A 17,018-nucleotide genomic window follows, 5' to 3' on the forward strand; every position below is an offset into this window, starting at 1 on the left:
TAACCAGCAGCATATCGTTATTTACTTTTTACTGTGACATACCAACAGTCATCTGAGCTGTTTCTTTGATTTAAAGTGGGTTTGATGGCCGAAAGTCATAGCAAATACAACAGCTAAAGCCATTTTTATGATAAAAAGCTTAGCCTTAGCCAAAGCTTCTTTCCGGACTTTTTCTGATATGCCTGAACAACACACCCATCAGCGATTTTTGATTGGTCAACTGACCTTTGACCCCAACGGCCGTGAGCTAAGCTCGGCGACAGAAACTTTGTATCTGGAGCCTCAAGCCTATCAGCTGTTGTCGCTTTTTATTGCTGCAGACCAAGGCCAACTGAGCCGCGATCAAATGATTGAACAGCTGTGGGCTGGTCGTGTGGTCAGCGAAAGCGCCATTAATAAGTCAGTGTCTTTATTACGCAAGGCTTTTGCTCAGCTGGACCCTGCAACGACTTACATTGAAACTCAGCCTAAAGTTGGCTATCGGCTTTGTCAGCCTCTGACGGTCGAAACACCACAACAGCAGGATGTCGAATTCGTTGCAGAACCCGCCATCACAACTCAAACAACAGCACCTGAAGTCGTTGCAGTGAAAAGCTCCGGCTTAAAAACCAAATTGGGATTAGGCTTACTTTGGGCATCCCCTTTGCTATTTTTTGTCTGGTGGTTTTTTATTACGTTAGCGCCTACGCCAGAACAACTGACAACACCTTACATGACTGCCCCTGTGCCCGTCAGTCATGGCCAAGGTGTTGAGTATGATCTCAGCCTTAGCGCTGATGGCGCTGTGCTGTTGTATTTATCTTCACAAGTAGAAAAAAAACAGCTGCTGTTACAACAGAATAAAGACCAACTACAACTGTTGTCTGAAGACAATGACATTAGCACGGCAGCAATAAGCCCTGATGCTTTGCAAATTTTATGGGTAAAACAAAATCCGCAAGGCTGTGTTGTCGAATGGTTTTTACTAGCCAAGCCAGAGCAGAAAAAAACAGTGGCTCAATGCGCTACAGATGCAGCGGTAAAACTTAGTTGGCAAAACGACAGCAAAGGCTTTTACCTGCGTGACAGAACAGACAAAACCCAACCTTATGCCTTGAGCCGTTATCGTTTGGATACCAAAGCCAAACAGCAGATCACCAATCCGCTCAGTTCAGAAAGCCCTACCGGAGAATTAGCTTTTGCTGAGTCCGATGATGGCAAAAAGCTAGCAGTATTACGTTATCTGGAAAATCAGCAGACGCTGCTGCTGATCCTCGACAGCAGTAGTTTTGTGGTGTTACAGCAAAAAACTCTGCCGCTGCAAGCCACGCAGATAGACTGGTTAGGCAATCAGTTGTTACTGAGTAAAGGTGCTGAATTACTGCAATACAGTTTCGACACAGACCAGCTGGAGTTTTTGTTTTATACAGGCCGTACTGTGCAGTCTCTGGCTGTGGTGCAACGACAAATCTACTACGCTGACTACGAACTAGACGCGGATATATGGCAACATGATGTGAGCAACAATAAAGCCAGGATCCGTATAGGCAGCAGTAAAATTGACCGCATGCCTCGGGTGAATCACAAAGGCGACTTAGCCTTTTTAAGCCAGCGCCATGGCAAAGATCAGATCTGGTTGCAGCCTGTTGGCCAAAACGAATACCTGTTGGCGGATTTACCTGGCGTCCCGGCTTTTGTGCGCCTGCAGTGGTCACCGGATGGCGAGTCGTTAATCTTCAGCAAAGACGGCGCCTTATGGCAACTTATTGTAGCTTCAGGCCAGCAGCGGGTGCTGGTCGCGCCCGAACATCAGGTGGAAGTAGCCAATTGGATGGCGGATGGTTCAGGCATTATTTACAGCAGTCAACAAGGTGGTGACTGGCAATTATGGCAACTGGATTTAAACACCGCAGCCACCACTCAACTGACAACTCAGGGTGGTTACAGCGGTTATCTGCTGCAGGGACAGCTGTATTTCAGCAAGTTTCATCAGGACGGCTTATTTCAGCTGGATTTAACCACTGGAGAAGAACAGTTACTGATCGCTGATTTTAATAAAATCAACTGGCTAAACTGGAGCTTGTCCGAAGGGCAGATTTATTATTATCAGCCAGATCAGGGCATACGGCAGTACCAGCTACAGAGCAAGGAAAACAGCCTGCTGCTGGCCACGCCAGAGCGGTTTGTCCATCATTACGCCATTGAAAACCAGCAGCTGTTTTATGTCAAAGCAGGCTTGCCCAAAGGCGATATTTATAAGCTGGTACCTGATGGTGGTAAAAAGTAAAAACTCTAAGGCAGGCTTATCTTAACCCTGCCTTTCTTCTAACCGCCTTGTTAACTCAAGGTATCTATAGTCAGTTTTTAACTCTGGCGCTTTACTCTCGATTAATTCAAGAATTCGCGCTAGATCGTAGGTTGTATAATAACTATCAAATGACAGGACTTTATAAAGCAGAGACAACAACTTCTCAGGTACAGAGAATATAACTTCTCCACCTTTTAATTCATATAAGCGGATATGCGTCACTGTTGCTTTAACTACATGAGGTAAAACCAAATTAAGCAGTTCGACAATATTTTCGTCTTTACTTTTAAACACTAACGAGCAAAGCTCCGCTGTGACGGCAGGAGATTTCACAATCTTATGCCGTGGCCAGACATTTTCTAACATATAAAAAAACAGACAAGTCCTATTACTGTTTAGTGCAACTAAATTTCGAAAACGCATTAATACTTGAACTCGGAAAGTGTCATCGGATAAAACAATACAGGCTCGAAACTTCTCATCTGAGAGCATCTTCCGTTTTGTAAATACAGAACTAGCCCAACTGACAACCAAAAGCCTTGATAATACCTCCTGATGTTGTTTTGAAAGATAACGTTTCGACTGAATAGCTTTCACCAGCCGGGGTTTTAGGTATTCAAGCAACTTAGCTGGTAGCTTTGTGCTTACATTTTGCTCCAGAAAACCATGCCAAAACAGATCAACCTGAAAAAGCTCTACCGAGTTTAAACATTGCAATACATGAAGCTTTAGCCACTTTGGGTCAGACAAAAATAACTTATTAGTTTTGCTGCTAAGTATGCACCTGACAAAATCGGCCTGAACGCCCGGCAACTGCAGTAACGACTCCGAATATTCCAGGAAATGTGAAGAAAGGCTTCGGCGTTGTGCTTTATCCTCCATATCCAATAAAATCAAGGTCAATTGACCGCCTCGCGATTTATATGCATCTGCAAAAGTGTATGTTGGTCTTGATCCCTGAGTATCGTCCATGGAACACTCAGACACTAACTCGATCAAACTAATCATAAGGTTATGAAATTTATCAGGATAATATTTTAGAAGCTGGTTACTGACTTTTCTTAACCAATACAAAATCGGATCTAGGAATCCAATCAGAATCTCATTTGAATATCTGACTAAAACCTCAGCAATAAATCCGACAAACCTATATTTATCTCTTTCTCTGGCTTCGCTGCCTAAAAAAGTATTCCAAGCTTCCAATGGGTAGGTATTTCGTTTTGCAGCATTTCTTAACGCCGAAAAAGCTCTTGCTGGACGTTCATTAGACAAGCCAACAAAAGGTCTCATTATTTTTGAAAAATCCTCAGACCACGTAGGACTTTCTAGTGCTGTTTTTATGATCTCAGAAACGGGAATATTCAGTAAGGTTTTATGCCTATGGTCTGTTTCAACGCTACGAATTCCTGATTGTTGAGGGACTGCAATTTTTAAAGCATATTCCTCGCGCCAATGAACTGCCTTATTTTTAAGGACCTGCAACGTATTTTCAGTATCAGGTAACAGTGCGCAAACACGGCTGTTCAGCCAATGCAAGCGATTCAAAATATCCTCTGCGGATATTTGAGCAAAATGCTCATCGGCCTCGCCCTCTCTTTGATTAGGTCCTTTTAGAATACGCCCTTCAATATAAGCCCGCACTTCCGCTGAAAAATGCAGCCATCGGTTCGCTAAACTGAGCATCAAATCAGGACATAAATACCGTTCAAACAAATCTTCCTGACTAATACCTCCTAATAAGCGAATAACCTCATGATCTTCAACCAATTCGGTAAAACGTAGTGCCCAAACTTTTATTAAATAGAAGGCACAATTATCAGGCCACATCGACATTTCGTATTTGGCGCTCCGGGAATCACCGCCGCAAAGCCTTTGAAAATATTCAGCATATTTCAGGACAAAACTTTTGAAATCAAATCCATATCTATCATTGGGTGAATGCTCCCTGATAGATGGAGGCAAGCTATAGGTATTAAACGGGCAATCGACTTCGATTTCTAATTTAAATGAAAACTCGATCAGCAAACGTAGTTCAGCTAAAAACTCAGGTAATAGCTCAGGTTGTACATCAGGCCAATCCATAGTATCAGCGGGATACTCGACCTTAACTTTCACAACATCATTGAACTCAGTATTTGGATTTTTGTGTAATTTGTTTAATGTAGATGCAGTTGTTGATACTTTTATTTGGGGTTTTAAAAGATCAAAAAACTTACGTAAAGTCCGTTGGTTTAATCGATTTTTCTTCAACTCTTCGCTAAAGCTAAATCGCTCATGCTCGGTTCTACCAACATTGTTATTCCAAGATTCAATTAGATAATGCCAGTGGTCCCTTACAGAAACCTTAACATCATGTTTTATCTGGAGTCTTTGTTTTATTAAACCAACAATATAGGGGTGAAGACACTTTTGTTCCACAGCCCACCAAAACGCCATGGGTTGCTCAGAAACCTTAGCAAACCATTTGGCTATATACCTAAATCGCTCTAACAATTCAAAACGAGTATCGGCTTGCTCTCTAAAATATAGCGACACTTCCCGATCAGCTAGATAGGCTTCTTCAGGTGTTGCTTTGAACAGATCCCATACTGCATTTGGCACATGACTAACAGCAAAAGGCGAAGGATTACATGGTCTTATTGGTGCAGTTTCTGAATCCAAACCATACAAATCAAAGTAGTCAAAAGACTCAAGGTCTCCCCTGAAAGGATTAAAATAAACATCTTTAAACCTTACTGCAGGGTCAAAAACATATAACCAACTTGCTGGTAACGGCGGTATTAGCTCTGACAGTAATTTAGCCCCTTGAACAGAAGAAGCTATATGAGCAACCTGTCCTCTCTGGAAAGGCCTTAAAGCTGCTGGGCCTTGCTTGGCTTGCTCTAAAACAGCTTTACACCACAAGTCATAATTTTCTGTCCTCTCGGCCCAGGCAGCTAAAGTGTCCCAGAGCCGTGAGTGGTTATCTTCAATAGAATAGTGAATTGCATTTACATTTTGATGCTGCCATTTTGCTCGAGCGTCATCTTCGGTCCCTGCATGAAAGGCATACAATCCTTTTGACCTATTATCGCTGCGACTCAGTGCCTCCAATAAATATTTAATAGGAGGGTCATCTGCCGAATAGCCAATGAAAACAACAACATAATGTTCAATGATTTTCTGAACAAAACGAGTAGCCCAAGCTTCAGCCAGATAGGCTAAACCGAACTCCGCACTGGACAACACGAAAGTATTGTTAAACGACGTTTTGTAATTAGCGTCGACTTTGCCATGCAAATAGACCAAACCATCAAGGTCGTCTGGTTTAGGTAACTGAGGCTCAACGTAGCATTTTAAAGTTGGCTTAGCATCTTCAAACAATAAGTCGAAGTTTGTTGTCACTAATCTGGTTTTGCCCAAAGGACAGGTAGCTAATTTGAGTATGATCTGATGAGCAGACAAATCTACTGGTGAAGTTTTAGGCTTTAGTTTTTTGCTCACTGAATGCCGGATATCTTCAGTAAGGAATTCTCTTTCCAGCAAAGAGAAAAGACGATCTACAGAAATTAGTCCTGACAGCTCACTCGAATACTTTTTACTACAGGTATGCAATCTCTTTGCACTATTCTTAATTTCAAGCAATAAGCTTTGAACAGCGCTATCTGGCAAAACCCCTAAATCTGTTTTAACTTCTTTGGCTAAGCCCAAAAAATCCGGCAATCTAGCCTTGGCAATCGAAACTCCTGAACCGCAGAAGAAAATTACCTTTCCTTCATCTCTGGCACGAAGAAGCTCATCAGGTAGATCAGGACCATTTTCGATAAATCTCACAAACTTAACCTCAAGAAAAAGTTCCGATTACCATAACTTAAGATCAGCTAAAACAATAGTCTCTCCCCAAACTGAAACAGGGCCTTGACGATAAGACCTTGTTTCACCTGATAACTGCATAAGAGTTCGATCTGACCACGGCCTTCAAGGAAATTACGCTGGATAAGTTCATGGTCTATGACCCACTCGCCCATAACTATCCGTTGTAATAACTGTGCATGCAAATCAGCTTCAGCAAAACGCTGGCTGATACGCTGCTGCATTTCATTATGACCGCGCGCCAGCACTGCGCCGTGAAAATCCAGCTGCACTGCATCAGGATGATAACAAGCCAGCCAGGCTGAGATATCTTTGCTGTTGTAAGCATCCAGTTGCTGCAGTATCAGTTGCTCTGGTGCGATCTGTTTTTTGCTGTTTGTCATCTGAGCTTTACCTTGTAATAAAACTCAGATGATCAACAAAAGCGCTGTAAAACACCAGTGCTGCTTTGGAAACTCAAAGTTGCCTCATCAACACTGTGTTATGCCAGCTGGTTTTAATCGACTGACAATACGAGCCACCCGTTGCCCCAGATAAAAAGCAGTTTGTAAGTCTGGAGCTTCGATAGCATCATCCACAGCTCTGGCAATCAAACCAGCCTGGGCACCAAGCCGGTTTGGCGCCTTTGCATCACCAGCACCTGCTAAATCCAGTCCTATCCACAACATACCGTGCTGCGCCGCCAGAATTTGCAAATAATGCAGGCAATGTAATGTATCGCCACAGTAGCCAGTGCCCACAGTAAAACCAGCTGCGACTTTGTCCGCCCAACGCTGCTCAACCCAATGATCGCCTGCTGTAGCATCAGCAAAAGCTTTGAACTGCGCCGATACAGAGCCCATAAAAGTGGGAGAACCAAAAATGACGGCCTCAGCCTGATCAATGACTTCAAGCATTACTGAATTCTTGTAGCGCCCTTGCTGTATATCCGCCCCTTCAATGCGAAGTAATTGAGGCTCTGCAGTTGCGACTGAACGACAACCTGCGGCCACAGCTTCAGCCAGCTGTGCTGTGGTACCAGTGACCGAATGATAAACAATAGCTATCTTCATTGGCTTGCCTCCGCTTTCACTGGCACCACTGGAGCTGCCATTTTATGCTGACCAAGCCAGACACCGGTCAAGACCAACAGCATGCCCAGACTTTGCAGCAGCGTCAGATGCTGATCCAGCACGACAATACCAAGCACAGTTGCACTTAAAGGGCTGAGTAAACTAAAACCTGTGACAGCACTGGCTGACATCCGCATCACGCCTCGCAGCCAGAAAATATAAGTCAGGCCAGTACCTATCAGACCAAGCCAGAGATAACCCAGAATATGAGTCAGGTTAAGGCTTTGCGGCAGGGTTTCGACACTTAAAGCAAGCGGCAACAAAAACAAGCCGCCAACACTAAGCTGCCAACTGGTGAGTACCATAGCACTGACCGGAGGCTGCCATTTTTTCGTTAATAAAGTGCCACAGGCCATTGCCAAAGCACCAGCTGCAGCTGCTATTACGCCTAGGCTATCCAACTGAGCTGCAGGCCCTAACACCAGCAGAGCCACACCCAATAAACCCAACAACGCAGCAATCCAGCTTAGCCACGACGTGCGGCCACCCAGTACAGCCCAACTTAAAATAACTACCACCAAAGGCTGAATAGCGCCGACTGTCGCAGCAACACCACCAGGTAAACGATAAGCAGCGACAAAAAGCAGCGCCTGAAACACGCCAATATTTAAAAAGCCTAACAGGAAAATTTTGCCCCACCAGCCAGACTGCGGTAGCTGCCGTAACCATAACAACATCAAAAGCCCTACCGGCAAGGTACGTAAAGCGGCAGACAATAAGGGGACATCAGGAGGCAAAAACTCTGTGGTGACTAAATAGGTGCTGCCCCATATCAGCGGGGCTAAAGCGGTTAACCAGGGATCATACCAACGGGATACAACTGAACTCATTACAAGACTCTCCTTTTACAGCGCACAGACTTAAAATCTGCCGCCACTGTAAAAGCTCAAGCTAACTTGAGGTCAAGAAAAATTTAAATGATTTTTTAATAGCTTATAATTTCAGCCACATCAAATAACCCGCAACAGCCCTGCCCTGCACTATGGCCACTTGCGGTATGGTTTCCATTTTTTGAAAACCGGCCTTTATCAGCACCCGCTCTGACGCCTGATTTTCTGTCGCAACACAGGCAAATAAAACCATTAATCCCATTTGCTTTGCCTGCTGTGTTAATTGACACAAAGCAAAGCTGGCAACGCCTTTACCAGACCAGTGTTCAGCAATGCGGTAGCCAACATAAGCAGATTTTGTCACCGGATCGATGTCTTTGATATTGGCCCTGCCGATCAACTCATTTTCTGCATTAAAAATCAGTGTAGGCCAGGCCAACGCCTGCTGTTTTAACAGCAAAAACTCAGCGATATGCTGCTGTACTGCTTCGGGCTGATAAAACTCCTCAGGTCTTGCTTCAATTTTTTGTTCAAAAAAGCTTTTGTGGGCTAACTCAAACTGAAGCACAAGGTCAACATCATCTGACTGCAAAGCTCGGATCCGATAGCCGGACATTAAACAGGCCCACTCGCGGGTAGCACTGTTGTACCCTGATGAAACACCATTTGCCAGCCAAGGCTATTGAGTTGCCACAAAGAGCTGCGCAACGACAACTTGCTTTGCATCTCTCCCGCTTTACGCAATTTAGCTTTGTATAACACTTGAGCCAAATCTTTAGATAACAAACGCACTTCAAAATCAAAAGCTTCCACCGAAGGTGCTTGCTCTTCTGGTAGTCGCTGCAACACATGAGCTTTGTCAAAACGCACCCCAGAGGCTGCAATTTCTTCAAAACCATTGGCCAACAACAGATTTAACTGGGTTTGACTTCGCCTTGTTTCCGGTTGATGCAGTTGTAATTCCAGTGCAATCAACTGTTTTGTAAAGGCCTTTTGTTGTTCTGATGTCACGATCACCTACTTTGTTAGGCTTTGAAGCTACTATCGTCGTTTTACCTCAGTTAACAGAACTGACGCAAGTTTTTCTGAATGCGCCAAGCACGAAGTACGTTAGCGCACAGACGGCAAGCCCGGGAAGCGCCAGTATCTATATAACCCAGCCCCCACGCATGGCCCAACGGAGACTTTATTATGAAATTATCTACTGGTTTTACCTTATCTGTAGTACTGCTTTCAGCAGTTACACTGACTGCTTGCGATAAATCCACACCAACCTACCCTGGTGCAGTGAAAACAACGGACGATCAAAGTGCAGTAGTGCCTGTAGCAGACAGTGCTGTGCCTGTGGCTATATCTGACGCCAACATCAACAATGATGTGACAACAGCTTTATTGCGTGATGATGATTTAAAAAACTTTAACATCACTGTTGTGTCCACCAAAGGCGATGTTCGTCTGACGGGTGAGCTGGACAGCCAAAACCAAATTAATCAGGCAATATTGATTGCTGAAGGTGTTATTGGCGTTAAAACTGTAAACGATGAATTGACGATAAAACGTTAATACAACTACCGCCTCTTTGATTGGAGGCGGTGTTATTTTGAAAGTTACCGATTTCTCAAATGCGATTGACGCCTTGCTTTCATCTTCACACTTCTCACTTAGAAGTTAAACAACATCACCCCTATGCCCATGCTGTTTTGGCGGAAGTTGTAATCCAGCAAGGTTTCGCCGTAGCCGGAAAATACCTGCAAGTGCCAGCGTAATCCGTCCAGTTTGCTGCTGTCGACCGGATAGGTCAGATCCAACTGCCAGGAACCGCGGCTTATGTAGGAAAAATCATTACGCCAGGTCAGCTGAGCTGTTGCGTTACCTGGTAACCAATTAGCGCTGATTTCATGACTGCCGATATAGTCGATTAAATCCGGGTTATCATCTTCATCACCACTTTCAGAAATACGCTGGTTGTAACGCCAGTTCAGGCCAAACTCACCTTTATCCACAGCTAAACCCGCATATACTTTATTCCAGCTACGCGATAAAGGCTTCGCTTGCCCATTCGACTGATGAGCTATACCAAATTGCAACATACGTATTTGCCATTCACCGGGTAAGTCTCCCCACGCATCAGCCACAGGCACTATATACATGAGTTCAGGCTGATAGTCGGTGTTACGAAAGGGCGCAGAATCCTGATCATTCCATAACTGCCACATCGATCTCTGGCTAAAGGCAAACCACAAGTCAGCACCAGGCAACAGCAGCTCTGTCATCAGCTTGGCACGCAATGACACCTGGATCTTGCTCTCCATTTGTTTGTAGTTTTCGTTGGCTTCGGCTTGCCCCCGGGTTGGACTTTGTGGCGCTTTATTAATATTGGACGTGATATGAGCAGGTAAAAAGAAGTTAGGCTGGTAAGTGCGAAATACAAAACGATCACGTTTTTCTTCAGGCGTCAGTTCCCAGTATTTTTGCATCACTGTGGCAATTGGAATTTGAGCTGCACTGACTTCAGGAGCCTGAGCTTTCACATGTTCTTTTACTTCTACATCTGCTTCTGCTGAGTTAGTTGCGGCTAAAGTTTCGACAGTTTCGGCACTGCTAGTGCCAAAAATGCGGTCATAACAGGCCAAACGTTGGTCTTTATTTGTGGTTTCACGACAATTTTTAACGTCCTGAGCAGAAACCCCGGCACTGACTGAACTTATCAGCACAATAGCGGTTAGTGTTGATACCTTCTGTAGTTTTTTCACGCTCACTCCCGTAGCCTAAATACTGTCCTGCATAATAAGGGTTATGCACCCTTAGATAGTTACTCTCTGGTAACCACCATTATAGGACCTAAATATAAACAAGGACTTAACCACTGTAAAAATAGCATTGAAGATAAGCTGTTCTGTTTGAGAAAAAATCCTGTTTAAAGCCCTAAGTTGTACTAAATGCCGCGAAAACTTCAGCGCCGGTCAGTTCTTTGGTTTGGTTAGCAAAACAGTACCAGTCTGGTTTTTGCTCTATGAAAATCTGATGATCGAGCACCAGATTAGTCAGTTGGTCCAATAAACCCACAGGAATAAAATACTGGCCATTTTGTTTCAGCCGGTAAAACAAATGAGTGCCACAGTTGTTGCAAAAGCCACGCTCTGCCCAGTCAGAAGAATTAAAAGTGGAGACAAAACAAGCTCCATCCAGTTTTACCTCTGTGCCAGCATCAAGCGTAAATAGCGGCCCGCCGCCCCACTTCTGGCAATACTGGCAATGACAAACCCCTGCCTGCAATACCACTGCGCCTGCCTGAATTTTCACTTTGCCACATAAACACTGACCATGAGCTTTTTGCAATGAAGGCTGAACTGTTGAAGAGGACGCTGACATACACCACTACCCGCTGGAGACTATACAGAGTATCAGCCTACTGGATTTTGTTTTCGCTGTTAAGCAATTGTTGCAATAGGCCGGGTCAGATGCGGTAAATTCACAGCCTGAGCCTTTAAATGCAGCTGTTGAGTGTTAATGGCGACCGAAAAACTGGCATCTGTCAGCGAAAACTGCCGCACTTTAAACTCTGTACGACCGGTTTTTTTAAACCAGTAAGGCGCCAGTGAACACTGAGCCGAACCTGTAGCTATATCTTCATTGATACCAATGCGGGGGGCAAAATAACGTAAAACATAGGTATCTGGTGAGCTAAAAGCGCTAACAATCAATGCATGTTGTTCTAACTGTTGTATTAAAGTGAAGTCGGGTTGAAATTGCTGTACTGCCTGCTCGTCGGCAAGCACCAGTACTAAATCGCGGGTCTGAAAATAATCGACGCTCTGACAAGCCAGCAAAGCCGGGGGTAATTCAGTTTGTGTTTCAGGGCACGGCGGCCACTGTGGTAAAGCCATCTGCAAAGCAGCAAAACTGGCTGTTACCTCTAAATCACCGTATTGGCTTAAAAACTGATAACAGCCCTCACCTTTAAGCCCACGCACCAAAGCGGCCGCTGCTAAAGTGCCATGGCCACATAAGTTGATTTCCTGCGAACAGGAAAACCAGCGGATCTGGTATTGATGAGGGGCATCAGCAATGGGCACTATAAAAGCGGTGACCACCTGTTCGGCTTCAGACGCAATAGCCTGTAACACATCAAGATCAGGCCAATGACTTAATAAAGCGCAAGCCGCCGGGTTACCCTTAGTTGGGTTGTCAGCAAATACTTTAAAAAATTGCAGCTGCGCTTCCATGCGTTCGGCCCTGTTAACTCTCGCTTTTAGTCTTCCGAGCTTTCGCGGTATTTGATCTGCACAGCTTTTATAAAGTTACGCAGAATTTGATCCTGACACTGACGGAAATGATGATGATCAGCGCGACGGAAAAATGCACTTAATTCGGGTTTACTGATGCGAAAGCCAATATCCGTCATCATTTGCACTATGTCGTCGTCTTTTAAATCCAGCGCAATTTTTAACTTACGGAAAATAATATTGTTGTTTAAACGGCTTTCAGGCACTGGTTGTTCGCCGTCTTTACGACCACGTTTTTCGATGATCAAGCCATTTAAAAAGTTGGCTAAAGTGACATCATCACAGGCCTGAAAGGCTTCATCTTCATCTTTTTTCAGCCAGTCACTGACCTGCGCCCGGCTCACTGTTAAGCCCGCATGGCTAAATAAATTCATCATTTGTTGATCGCCAAAATCAAAGGCGTAACGTAAACGGCGTAAAACATCGTTGTTATTCATAAAAATTCGCAAAGCGCTCCAGTCAAGTTGCCGACATTTTAACAGACACAAAGCGCTGCTGGCTGATTTTCTTTCGCGGTTTCAAACAGATGCCATGTTATAGTCCAGTTCATCTTGTTTTGGGTTCTGTTTTTTATGACTAAAATTGCCGTTTTTGTTGATGTACAAAACATCTACTACACCACCAAGCAGGCTTACGGCCGCTCTTTTAACTACCGTAAGTTCTGGCAGCAATTACAGCTTCGGGGTGACATCAGCTACGCCTATGCCTATGCCATTGATAAAAAAGACGATCAGCAAATTAAATTTCAGGACGCTTTGCGCCATATCGGCTTTGAAGTAAAACTCAAGCCTTTTATCCAGCGTGCCGACGGCTCTGCCAAAGGCGACTGGGATGTTGGCATTACCATTGATGTTTTAACCTTAGCGGCCGAAGTTGACACTGTCGTCTTGTTATCTGGTGATGGTGATTTTGATTTGCTGTTGCAGGCGGTCTACAAACAACATGGGGTTGATACAGTGGTGTACAGCGTGCCGGGGCTAACAGCTCAGTCGCTGCAACAAAGCTGCGCTCTGTGGCGCCCTATCGAGACGGACTTATTGCTGTAAAGCCCTGTAAAAAGTAGGGCTTTTCGGCTACACTACGCGCCCTTTTAAAGCTGTACCGAATTAAATCAGGACCCGTCATGAGCCAATTCCCTGCCTGCCCACAATGCAATTCTGCTTATACCTACGAGGACAATAGTCTGTTTATTTGCCCTGAATGTGGCCATGAATGGTCGACAACTGCCACTGCTGATGCAGTTGAGGGCGAAAAAGTCATCCGTGATTCAGCAGGCAATCTATTGCAGGATGGTGACACTGTCACTGTGATCAAAGACTTAAAAGTAAAAGGCTCCTCTTTGGTGGTCAAAATTGGCACCAAAGTCAAAGGAATACGGTTAGTGGAAGGCGATCACGATATCGACTGCAAAATTGATGGTTTTGGCGCTATGAAGCTAAAGTCTGAGTTTGTTAAAAAAGCGTGAACTCTAGCAGAAACACAAGGCCGCATTTACGTGGCCTTGTCAACTAACTTAAAACGGCCGAGTTCTTAAAATAACGAGGTCCATATCGCCAAAAAGTGACCTAGAGTGATTTTCTATTATTTCAATATCAAGAGTCAAATTTCTCTCACTAATTTTCTTTAATATACAAGCAATTAGACTATTTTCAGTTGTCGCTGTACCTACATCAAAATCAGCTTCGAGAAAGTTACCTCTGGCAAAGGGTAATAGCAAAACGCCACATTCTACATTCTTTACACTATGATGAATTTCTATCATTTTCATGTTCTTACTGCGGAAAAAACACAAAGAATTTGATTGCGATAGATCTATCAGTTGATTGATTGAGGCAAAAAATCTGTTTTCTCTATATGTACAGTATGTCTGAACATAACTTGAAGGATCGAGTCCAAAATTACACACTGATGCACCTAAATAATGCAACTGAATAAAACTTAGTTCTTTGAGATTGATCAATGCTAATTGCTCTGTCACCCATTTTTTGAGTGCATCAAATGGAGCTGCATAACCTCTATGGTCACGCCTAGCAGAATGAACTTTGCAATCTAAAAAACCTATAAAAAAAGAAGTCTCTCTACCATTTACAGTTGAAACCAAACCACCGATGGTAGATATTGATAAATAGTTACTGCTCGGATCGTCATAATAAAGCGCCGCGAATCCGTAAACGTAACCAGCCTCGACTATAGGTCTTAGGCGTTGAACGTGTTTTGCAATATAGTCTGATGTACTTTGATGCTGATATTTCGAAAAAGACAACTTACTAATCCAATCTGACGCATTATTGGTAAATTTCTCGTCATGAACAGAGACCAACGGTTCATCATCAAACTGAAAATCCACCGAAACATTTATACCTGCGCACAAAGCTGATAGGCAATCACTTATAGATACAATTAGGGATTCAACACCTTGCCTTTGTGAGTGAATTTTCCAAGTGTTTCCTTTGAAATATTCTTTATCAAGTTCACAAACTATACGAGTTGTAACATTAGAATAAAATTCCTGAGATTTCGTTAGCATAGGCCTCAAAGTGAGGCCACTTGGGAACTTTATAGTCCAGACACCATCTGAACCACTTTTCCAACTGCGACTGCAAACCGAAACGCTGCTCGCACACATAAAAACAGAAAAAAAACCGATACCAAATCGACCCACAGGCTTAAATTTAGAAGACCTCAACCCTGGGAATTCAGATTGTACTAGCGAAGAAGTCCAAAAACTTGTACCAAAATCTAACAATGGACCAGTCAAAACTCTTTTTGACATGCCAACGCCATCATCTTCGACAGTCAGATACTGTTTATCATTTACATTTTTCAACCTGACGGTAATCTTCCCAGCGAATGTAGGTTCAAGTTCACGCCTAGCGTTGACTGCATCTCTTGCGTTCTGAATCAACTCTCGGATCACGACTAGAATATTTTCTTTTGAGTCTCCATAAAGATGTTTTCCTCCTAATTCCGATACAAGTTTTTCAATATTGCCTACATGTACTTCAGCAGAGCAAGGACTCCAACCATCAGTTTTAAGGAGCGATGCCATTTTTTCTGGTGAATCAACCCCTTTCACTTTTTTAATTTGAAATGTCGAATTATCGCAGAGAACAGCATTTGAACTACGAATCTCTTTATCAATCATTCGAAGCGTATCAAATGCAACCCACCATGCGTCAGATTCAATTTCTCTATAGCTACCAGTAGATGTAACAATCAATGTCGAATGAGTTTTATCACTCTGATCTAAGTCAGCCCTTGCAAGTTTGTTCTGAGCTTGCCAATGCTGAAGGGATATACCTTTTCTTTTTATCAATGCGTGTAAAAAATCTGGCGCCCGAAGGTTATCAATATGAGCAGCATCAGCACACCTGAGCATACATGCAATTTTGACTGCATTAATTCTCCAATCTCTAGGATAATGAGCTGGGGAATTAAACTGTGTTGAAAAATGATCAACAACTTGCTCTATGGACCAGTGGTGGCTTGTAGCAATTTGACCAATCAACTCACCTAGACTAACTCTCAGTTCAACATCATTTATCAAATAGTATCTATCTTCTCGCTCAGGTACATTCCATGATTTTGACGCGAGGGCGGTAGCTTGTTCAGCGTGAAGAGTTCTGAGTGCCGCAAAATCAGCATAATCTTGCTGCTCGCTTAAAGTCCTTTCAGGCATTGATTCAATAGCAACTTTAAAATGATCACGCCATACAACATTGTTCCGAATAGCTTCTTGCCCACCATCGTAAGCTTCAAAACACAATGCAGAATCGTGCAGTAGAACGGCACCTCCGAATACATAAGCTTCAAGCGGATTCAGCTCATACTCATTACCGCAGATTAAATCAGCCATCTCCCACAAAGCATCAAGATGAGTAATGTCATGCTGAGTTAATTGTGGTAACGACCTTGAGATCTGACTGACTAAATAGCTGACTTTGTCTCTAAAATCAGTTAGCGAACTTCTTAATTTTTCCCTCTCAACTTTATATTGATCGTCGATACAATCAGATAACGATTTGCGCCAGAGATCAGTAGAGGTAATTTTTTTCATGGTTTCCCTAAAAGTGGATAAACAAATACTACAGGCTAAAGAATACTCTAAAACATTTAAACTCGGATGAGATTATTGAATCTAGCGATACAATACAGATGAAAATACAACCTTTAGCTTTGCTTGCCGTCGTATTTATGGATCTCTAACGCATCCAGATCGATATCCTGTAAACAGCGTACATTAATAGCAGCGACTTCATTGCCTTCTGGATCCACACCTAAGCCAAAAGGTGCACAACCACAAACAGGGCAAAACTGGTGTTTGATTTTATGAGTATTAAAGGTGTAACTGGTTAATGGCTGCTCAGTTTTTAGCATCGTCAGATTGCTGCCAGGTACAAAGCTCAGCAAATAGCCTTTTCTGCTACAAATTGAACAGTTACAACTTAAAGCAGAGCTGATATCAGCCTCCACCTGATAAGCCACAGCACCGCAATGACAACTGCCTTGGTAAATCATAGTAAACCCTTGTTTTTGCTTTAATCCCTGTACACTATGACGCAAATCATCTATTTTTCAACCTGCACTGCACCATGAACTCAAGCCGTATTTGAGCTCAATACCGAACAGTACTACCCAGCCTTTATCAACC

The 17,018-nt window shown here is 43.5% G+C and carries 16 protein-coding genes; 4 read left to right on the forward strand and 12 right to left on the reverse strand.

Annotated elements, in window-relative coordinates; all coding sequences use genetic code 11:
• Positions 1–127 precede the first annotated feature (127 nt).
• Positions 128–2,266: a winged helix-turn-helix domain-containing protein gene (locus tag LSG37_RS12960; RefSeq protein ID WP_233080277.1), complete on the forward strand. Its 2,139-nt coding sequence runs from the start codon at positions 128–130 to the stop codon at positions 2,264–2,266.
• A 21-nt stretch (positions 2,267–2,287) separates the two neighbouring features.
• On the opposite strand, the gene LSG37_RS12965 is transcribed toward LSG37_RS12960, so the two are convergent.
• From LSG37_RS12965 to LSG37_RS12990, 6 genes are all read right to left on the reverse strand, one after another.
• Positions 2,288–6,100 (reverse strand): SIR2 family protein, encoded by a 3,813-nt coding sequence (locus LSG37_RS12965; RefSeq protein WP_233080278.1) that lies wholly within the window; start codon positions 6,098–6,100, stop codon positions 2,288–2,290.
• A 47-nt stretch (positions 6,101–6,147) separates the two neighbouring features.
• Positions 6,148–6,522, reverse strand: a complete 375-nt coding sequence (locus LSG37_RS12970) for a nuclear transport factor 2 family protein (RefSeq protein ID WP_233080279.1) — start codon at positions 6,520–6,522, stop codon at positions 6,148–6,150.
• An 87-nt stretch (positions 6,523–6,609) separates the two neighbouring features.
• The gene (locus LSG37_RS12975; RefSeq protein WP_233080280.1) at positions 6,610–7,191 is read right to left on the reverse strand and encodes a flavodoxin family protein; all 582 of its coding nucleotides are present in this window, start codon (positions 7,189–7,191) and stop codon (positions 6,610–6,612) included.
• Positions 7,188–8,081: an EamA family transporter gene (locus tag LSG37_RS12980; RefSeq protein ID WP_233080281.1), complete on the reverse strand. Its 894-nt coding sequence runs from the start codon at positions 8,079–8,081 to the stop codon at positions 7,188–7,190. Before LSG37_RS12980 ends, LSG37_RS12975 begins: the two co-directional genes overlap by 4 nt.
• Before the next feature lie 103 nt (positions 8,082–8,184).
• Positions 8,185–8,697, reverse strand: coding sequence for a GNAT family N-acetyltransferase (locus LSG37_RS12985; RefSeq protein WP_233080282.1), 513 nt, complete (start codon positions 8,695–8,697; stop codon positions 8,185–8,187).
• Positions 8,697–9,092, reverse strand: a complete 396-nt coding sequence (locus tag LSG37_RS12990; RefSeq protein ID WP_233080283.1) for a nuclear transport factor 2 family protein — start codon at positions 9,090–9,092, stop codon at positions 8,697–8,699. The genes LSG37_RS12985 and LSG37_RS12990 overlap by 1 nt, the downstream gene beginning before the upstream one ends.
• A 180-nt stretch (positions 9,093–9,272) precedes the next feature.
• Here LSG37_RS12990 and LSG37_RS12995 point away from each other — a divergent pair, with 180 nt between their 5' ends.
• Positions 9,273–9,644: a BON domain-containing protein gene (locus LSG37_RS12995; protein WP_233080284.1), complete on the forward strand. Its 372-nt coding sequence runs from the start codon at positions 9,273–9,275 to the stop codon at positions 9,642–9,644.
• Between the two features lie 98 nt (positions 9,645–9,742).
• Here the strand turns inward: LSG37_RS12995 and LSG37_RS13000 are convergent, their stop codons facing one another.
• The 4 genes from LSG37_RS13000 to LSG37_RS13015 form a co-directional block, all read right to left on the reverse strand.
• Positions 9,743–10,834, reverse strand: coding sequence for a phospholipase A (locus tag LSG37_RS13000; RefSeq protein WP_233080285.1), 1,092 nt, complete (start codon positions 10,832–10,834; stop codon positions 9,743–9,745).
• 172 nt (positions 10,835–11,006) lie between these two features.
• Positions 11,007–11,453: a GFA family protein gene (locus tag LSG37_RS13005; RefSeq protein ID WP_233080286.1), complete on the reverse strand. Its 447-nt coding sequence runs from the start codon at positions 11,451–11,453 to the stop codon at positions 11,007–11,009.
• Between the two features lie 59 nt (positions 11,454–11,512).
• Positions 11,513–12,307, reverse strand: a complete 795-nt coding sequence (locus LSG37_RS13010) for a PhzF family phenazine biosynthesis protein (RefSeq protein ID WP_233080287.1) — start codon at positions 12,305–12,307, stop codon at positions 11,513–11,515.
• 26 nt (positions 12,308–12,333) lie between these two features.
• A complete protein-coding gene (locus LSG37_RS13015) occupies positions 12,334–12,804 on the reverse strand; it encodes a YehS family protein (protein WP_233080288.1) in 471 nt (156 codons plus the stop codon).
• Between the two features lie 135 nt (positions 12,805–12,939).
• On the opposite strand from LSG37_RS13015, the gene LSG37_RS13020 reads away from it, so the two are divergent.
• Together LSG37_RS13020 and LSG37_RS13025 are read left to right on the forward strand one after the other, a co-directional pair.
• Positions 12,940–13,413, forward strand: a complete 474-nt coding sequence (locus LSG37_RS13020; protein ID WP_233080289.1) for a LabA-like NYN domain-containing protein — start codon at positions 12,940–12,942, stop codon at positions 13,411–13,413.
• Positions 13,414–13,490: 77 nt separating this feature from the next.
• The gene (locus LSG37_RS13025) at positions 13,491–13,832 is read left to right on the forward strand and encodes a zinc ribbon domain-containing protein YjdM (protein WP_233080290.1); all 342 of its coding nucleotides are present in this window, start codon (positions 13,491–13,493) and stop codon (positions 13,830–13,832) included.
• Positions 13,833–13,880: 48 nt separating this feature from the next.
• On the opposite strand, the gene LSG37_RS13030 is transcribed toward LSG37_RS13025, so the two are convergent.
• Positions 13,881–16,424, reverse strand: a complete 2,544-nt coding sequence (locus LSG37_RS13030; RefSeq protein WP_233080291.1) for an HD domain-containing protein — start codon at positions 16,422–16,424, stop codon at positions 13,881–13,883.
• A 113-nt stretch (positions 16,425–16,537) separates the two neighbouring features.
• Positions 16,538–16,885, reverse strand: coding sequence for a GFA family protein (locus LSG37_RS13035; protein WP_233080292.1), 348 nt, complete (start codon positions 16,883–16,885; stop codon positions 16,538–16,540).
• Between the last annotated feature and the right edge of the window lie 133 nt (positions 16,886–17,018).

The organism is Rheinheimera soli (assembly GCF_021290985.1).
Classification (GTDB): domain Bacteria; phylum Pseudomonadota; class Gammaproteobacteria; order Enterobacterales; family Alteromonadaceae; genus Pararheinheimera; species Pararheinheimera soli.

Bases quoted from the DNA above. Each gene is read 5' to 3' on its own strand.
- LSG37_RS12975 (WP_233080280.1), bottom strand. From the start codon at position 7,191: ATGAAGATAGCTATTGTTTATCATTCGGTCACTGGTACCACAGCACAG.
- LSG37_RS12995 (WP_233080284.1), top strand. From the start codon at position 9,273: ATGAAATTATCTACTGGTTTTACCTTATCTGTAGTACTGCTTTCAGCA.
- LSG37_RS12970 (WP_233080279.1), bottom strand. From the start codon at position 6,522: ATGACAAACAGCAAAAAACAGATCGCACCAGAGCAACTGATACTGCAG.
- LSG37_RS13030 (WP_233080291.1), bottom strand. From the start codon at position 16,424: ATGAAAAAAATTACCTCTACTGATCTCTGGCGCAAATCGTTATCTGAT.
- LSG37_RS13025 (WP_233080290.1), top strand. From the start codon at position 13,491: ATGAGCCAATTCCCTGCCTGCCCACAATGCAATTCTGCTTATACCTAC.
- LSG37_RS13015 (WP_233080288.1), bottom strand. From the start codon at position 12,804: ATGAATAACAACGATGTTTTACGCCGTTTACGTTACGCCTTTGATTTT.
- LSG37_RS13020 (WP_233080289.1), top strand. From the start codon at position 12,940: ATGACTAAAATTGCCGTTTTTGTTGATGTACAAAACATCTACTACACC.
- LSG37_RS13010 (WP_233080287.1), bottom strand. From the start codon at position 12,307: ATGGAAGCGCAGCTGCAATTTTTTAAAGTATTTGCTGACAACCCAACT.
- LSG37_RS12960 (WP_233080277.1), top strand. From the start codon at position 128: ATGATAAAAAGCTTAGCCTTAGCCAAAGCTTCTTTCCGGACTTTTTCT.
- LSG37_RS13005 (WP_233080286.1), bottom strand. From the start codon at position 11,453: ATGTCAGCGTCCTCTTCAACAGTTCAGCCTTCATTGCAAAAAGCTCAT.
- LSG37_RS12980 (WP_233080281.1), bottom strand. From the start codon at position 8,081: ATGAGTTCAGTTGTATCCCGTTGGTATGATCCCTGGTTAACCGCTTTA.
- LSG37_RS12985 (WP_233080282.1), bottom strand. From the start codon at position 8,697: ATGTCCGGCTATCGGATCCGAGCTTTGCAGTCAGATGATGTTGACCTT.
- LSG37_RS13035 (WP_233080292.1), bottom strand. From the start codon at position 16,885: ATGATTTACCAAGGCAGTTGTCATTGCGGTGCTGTGGCTTATCAGGTG.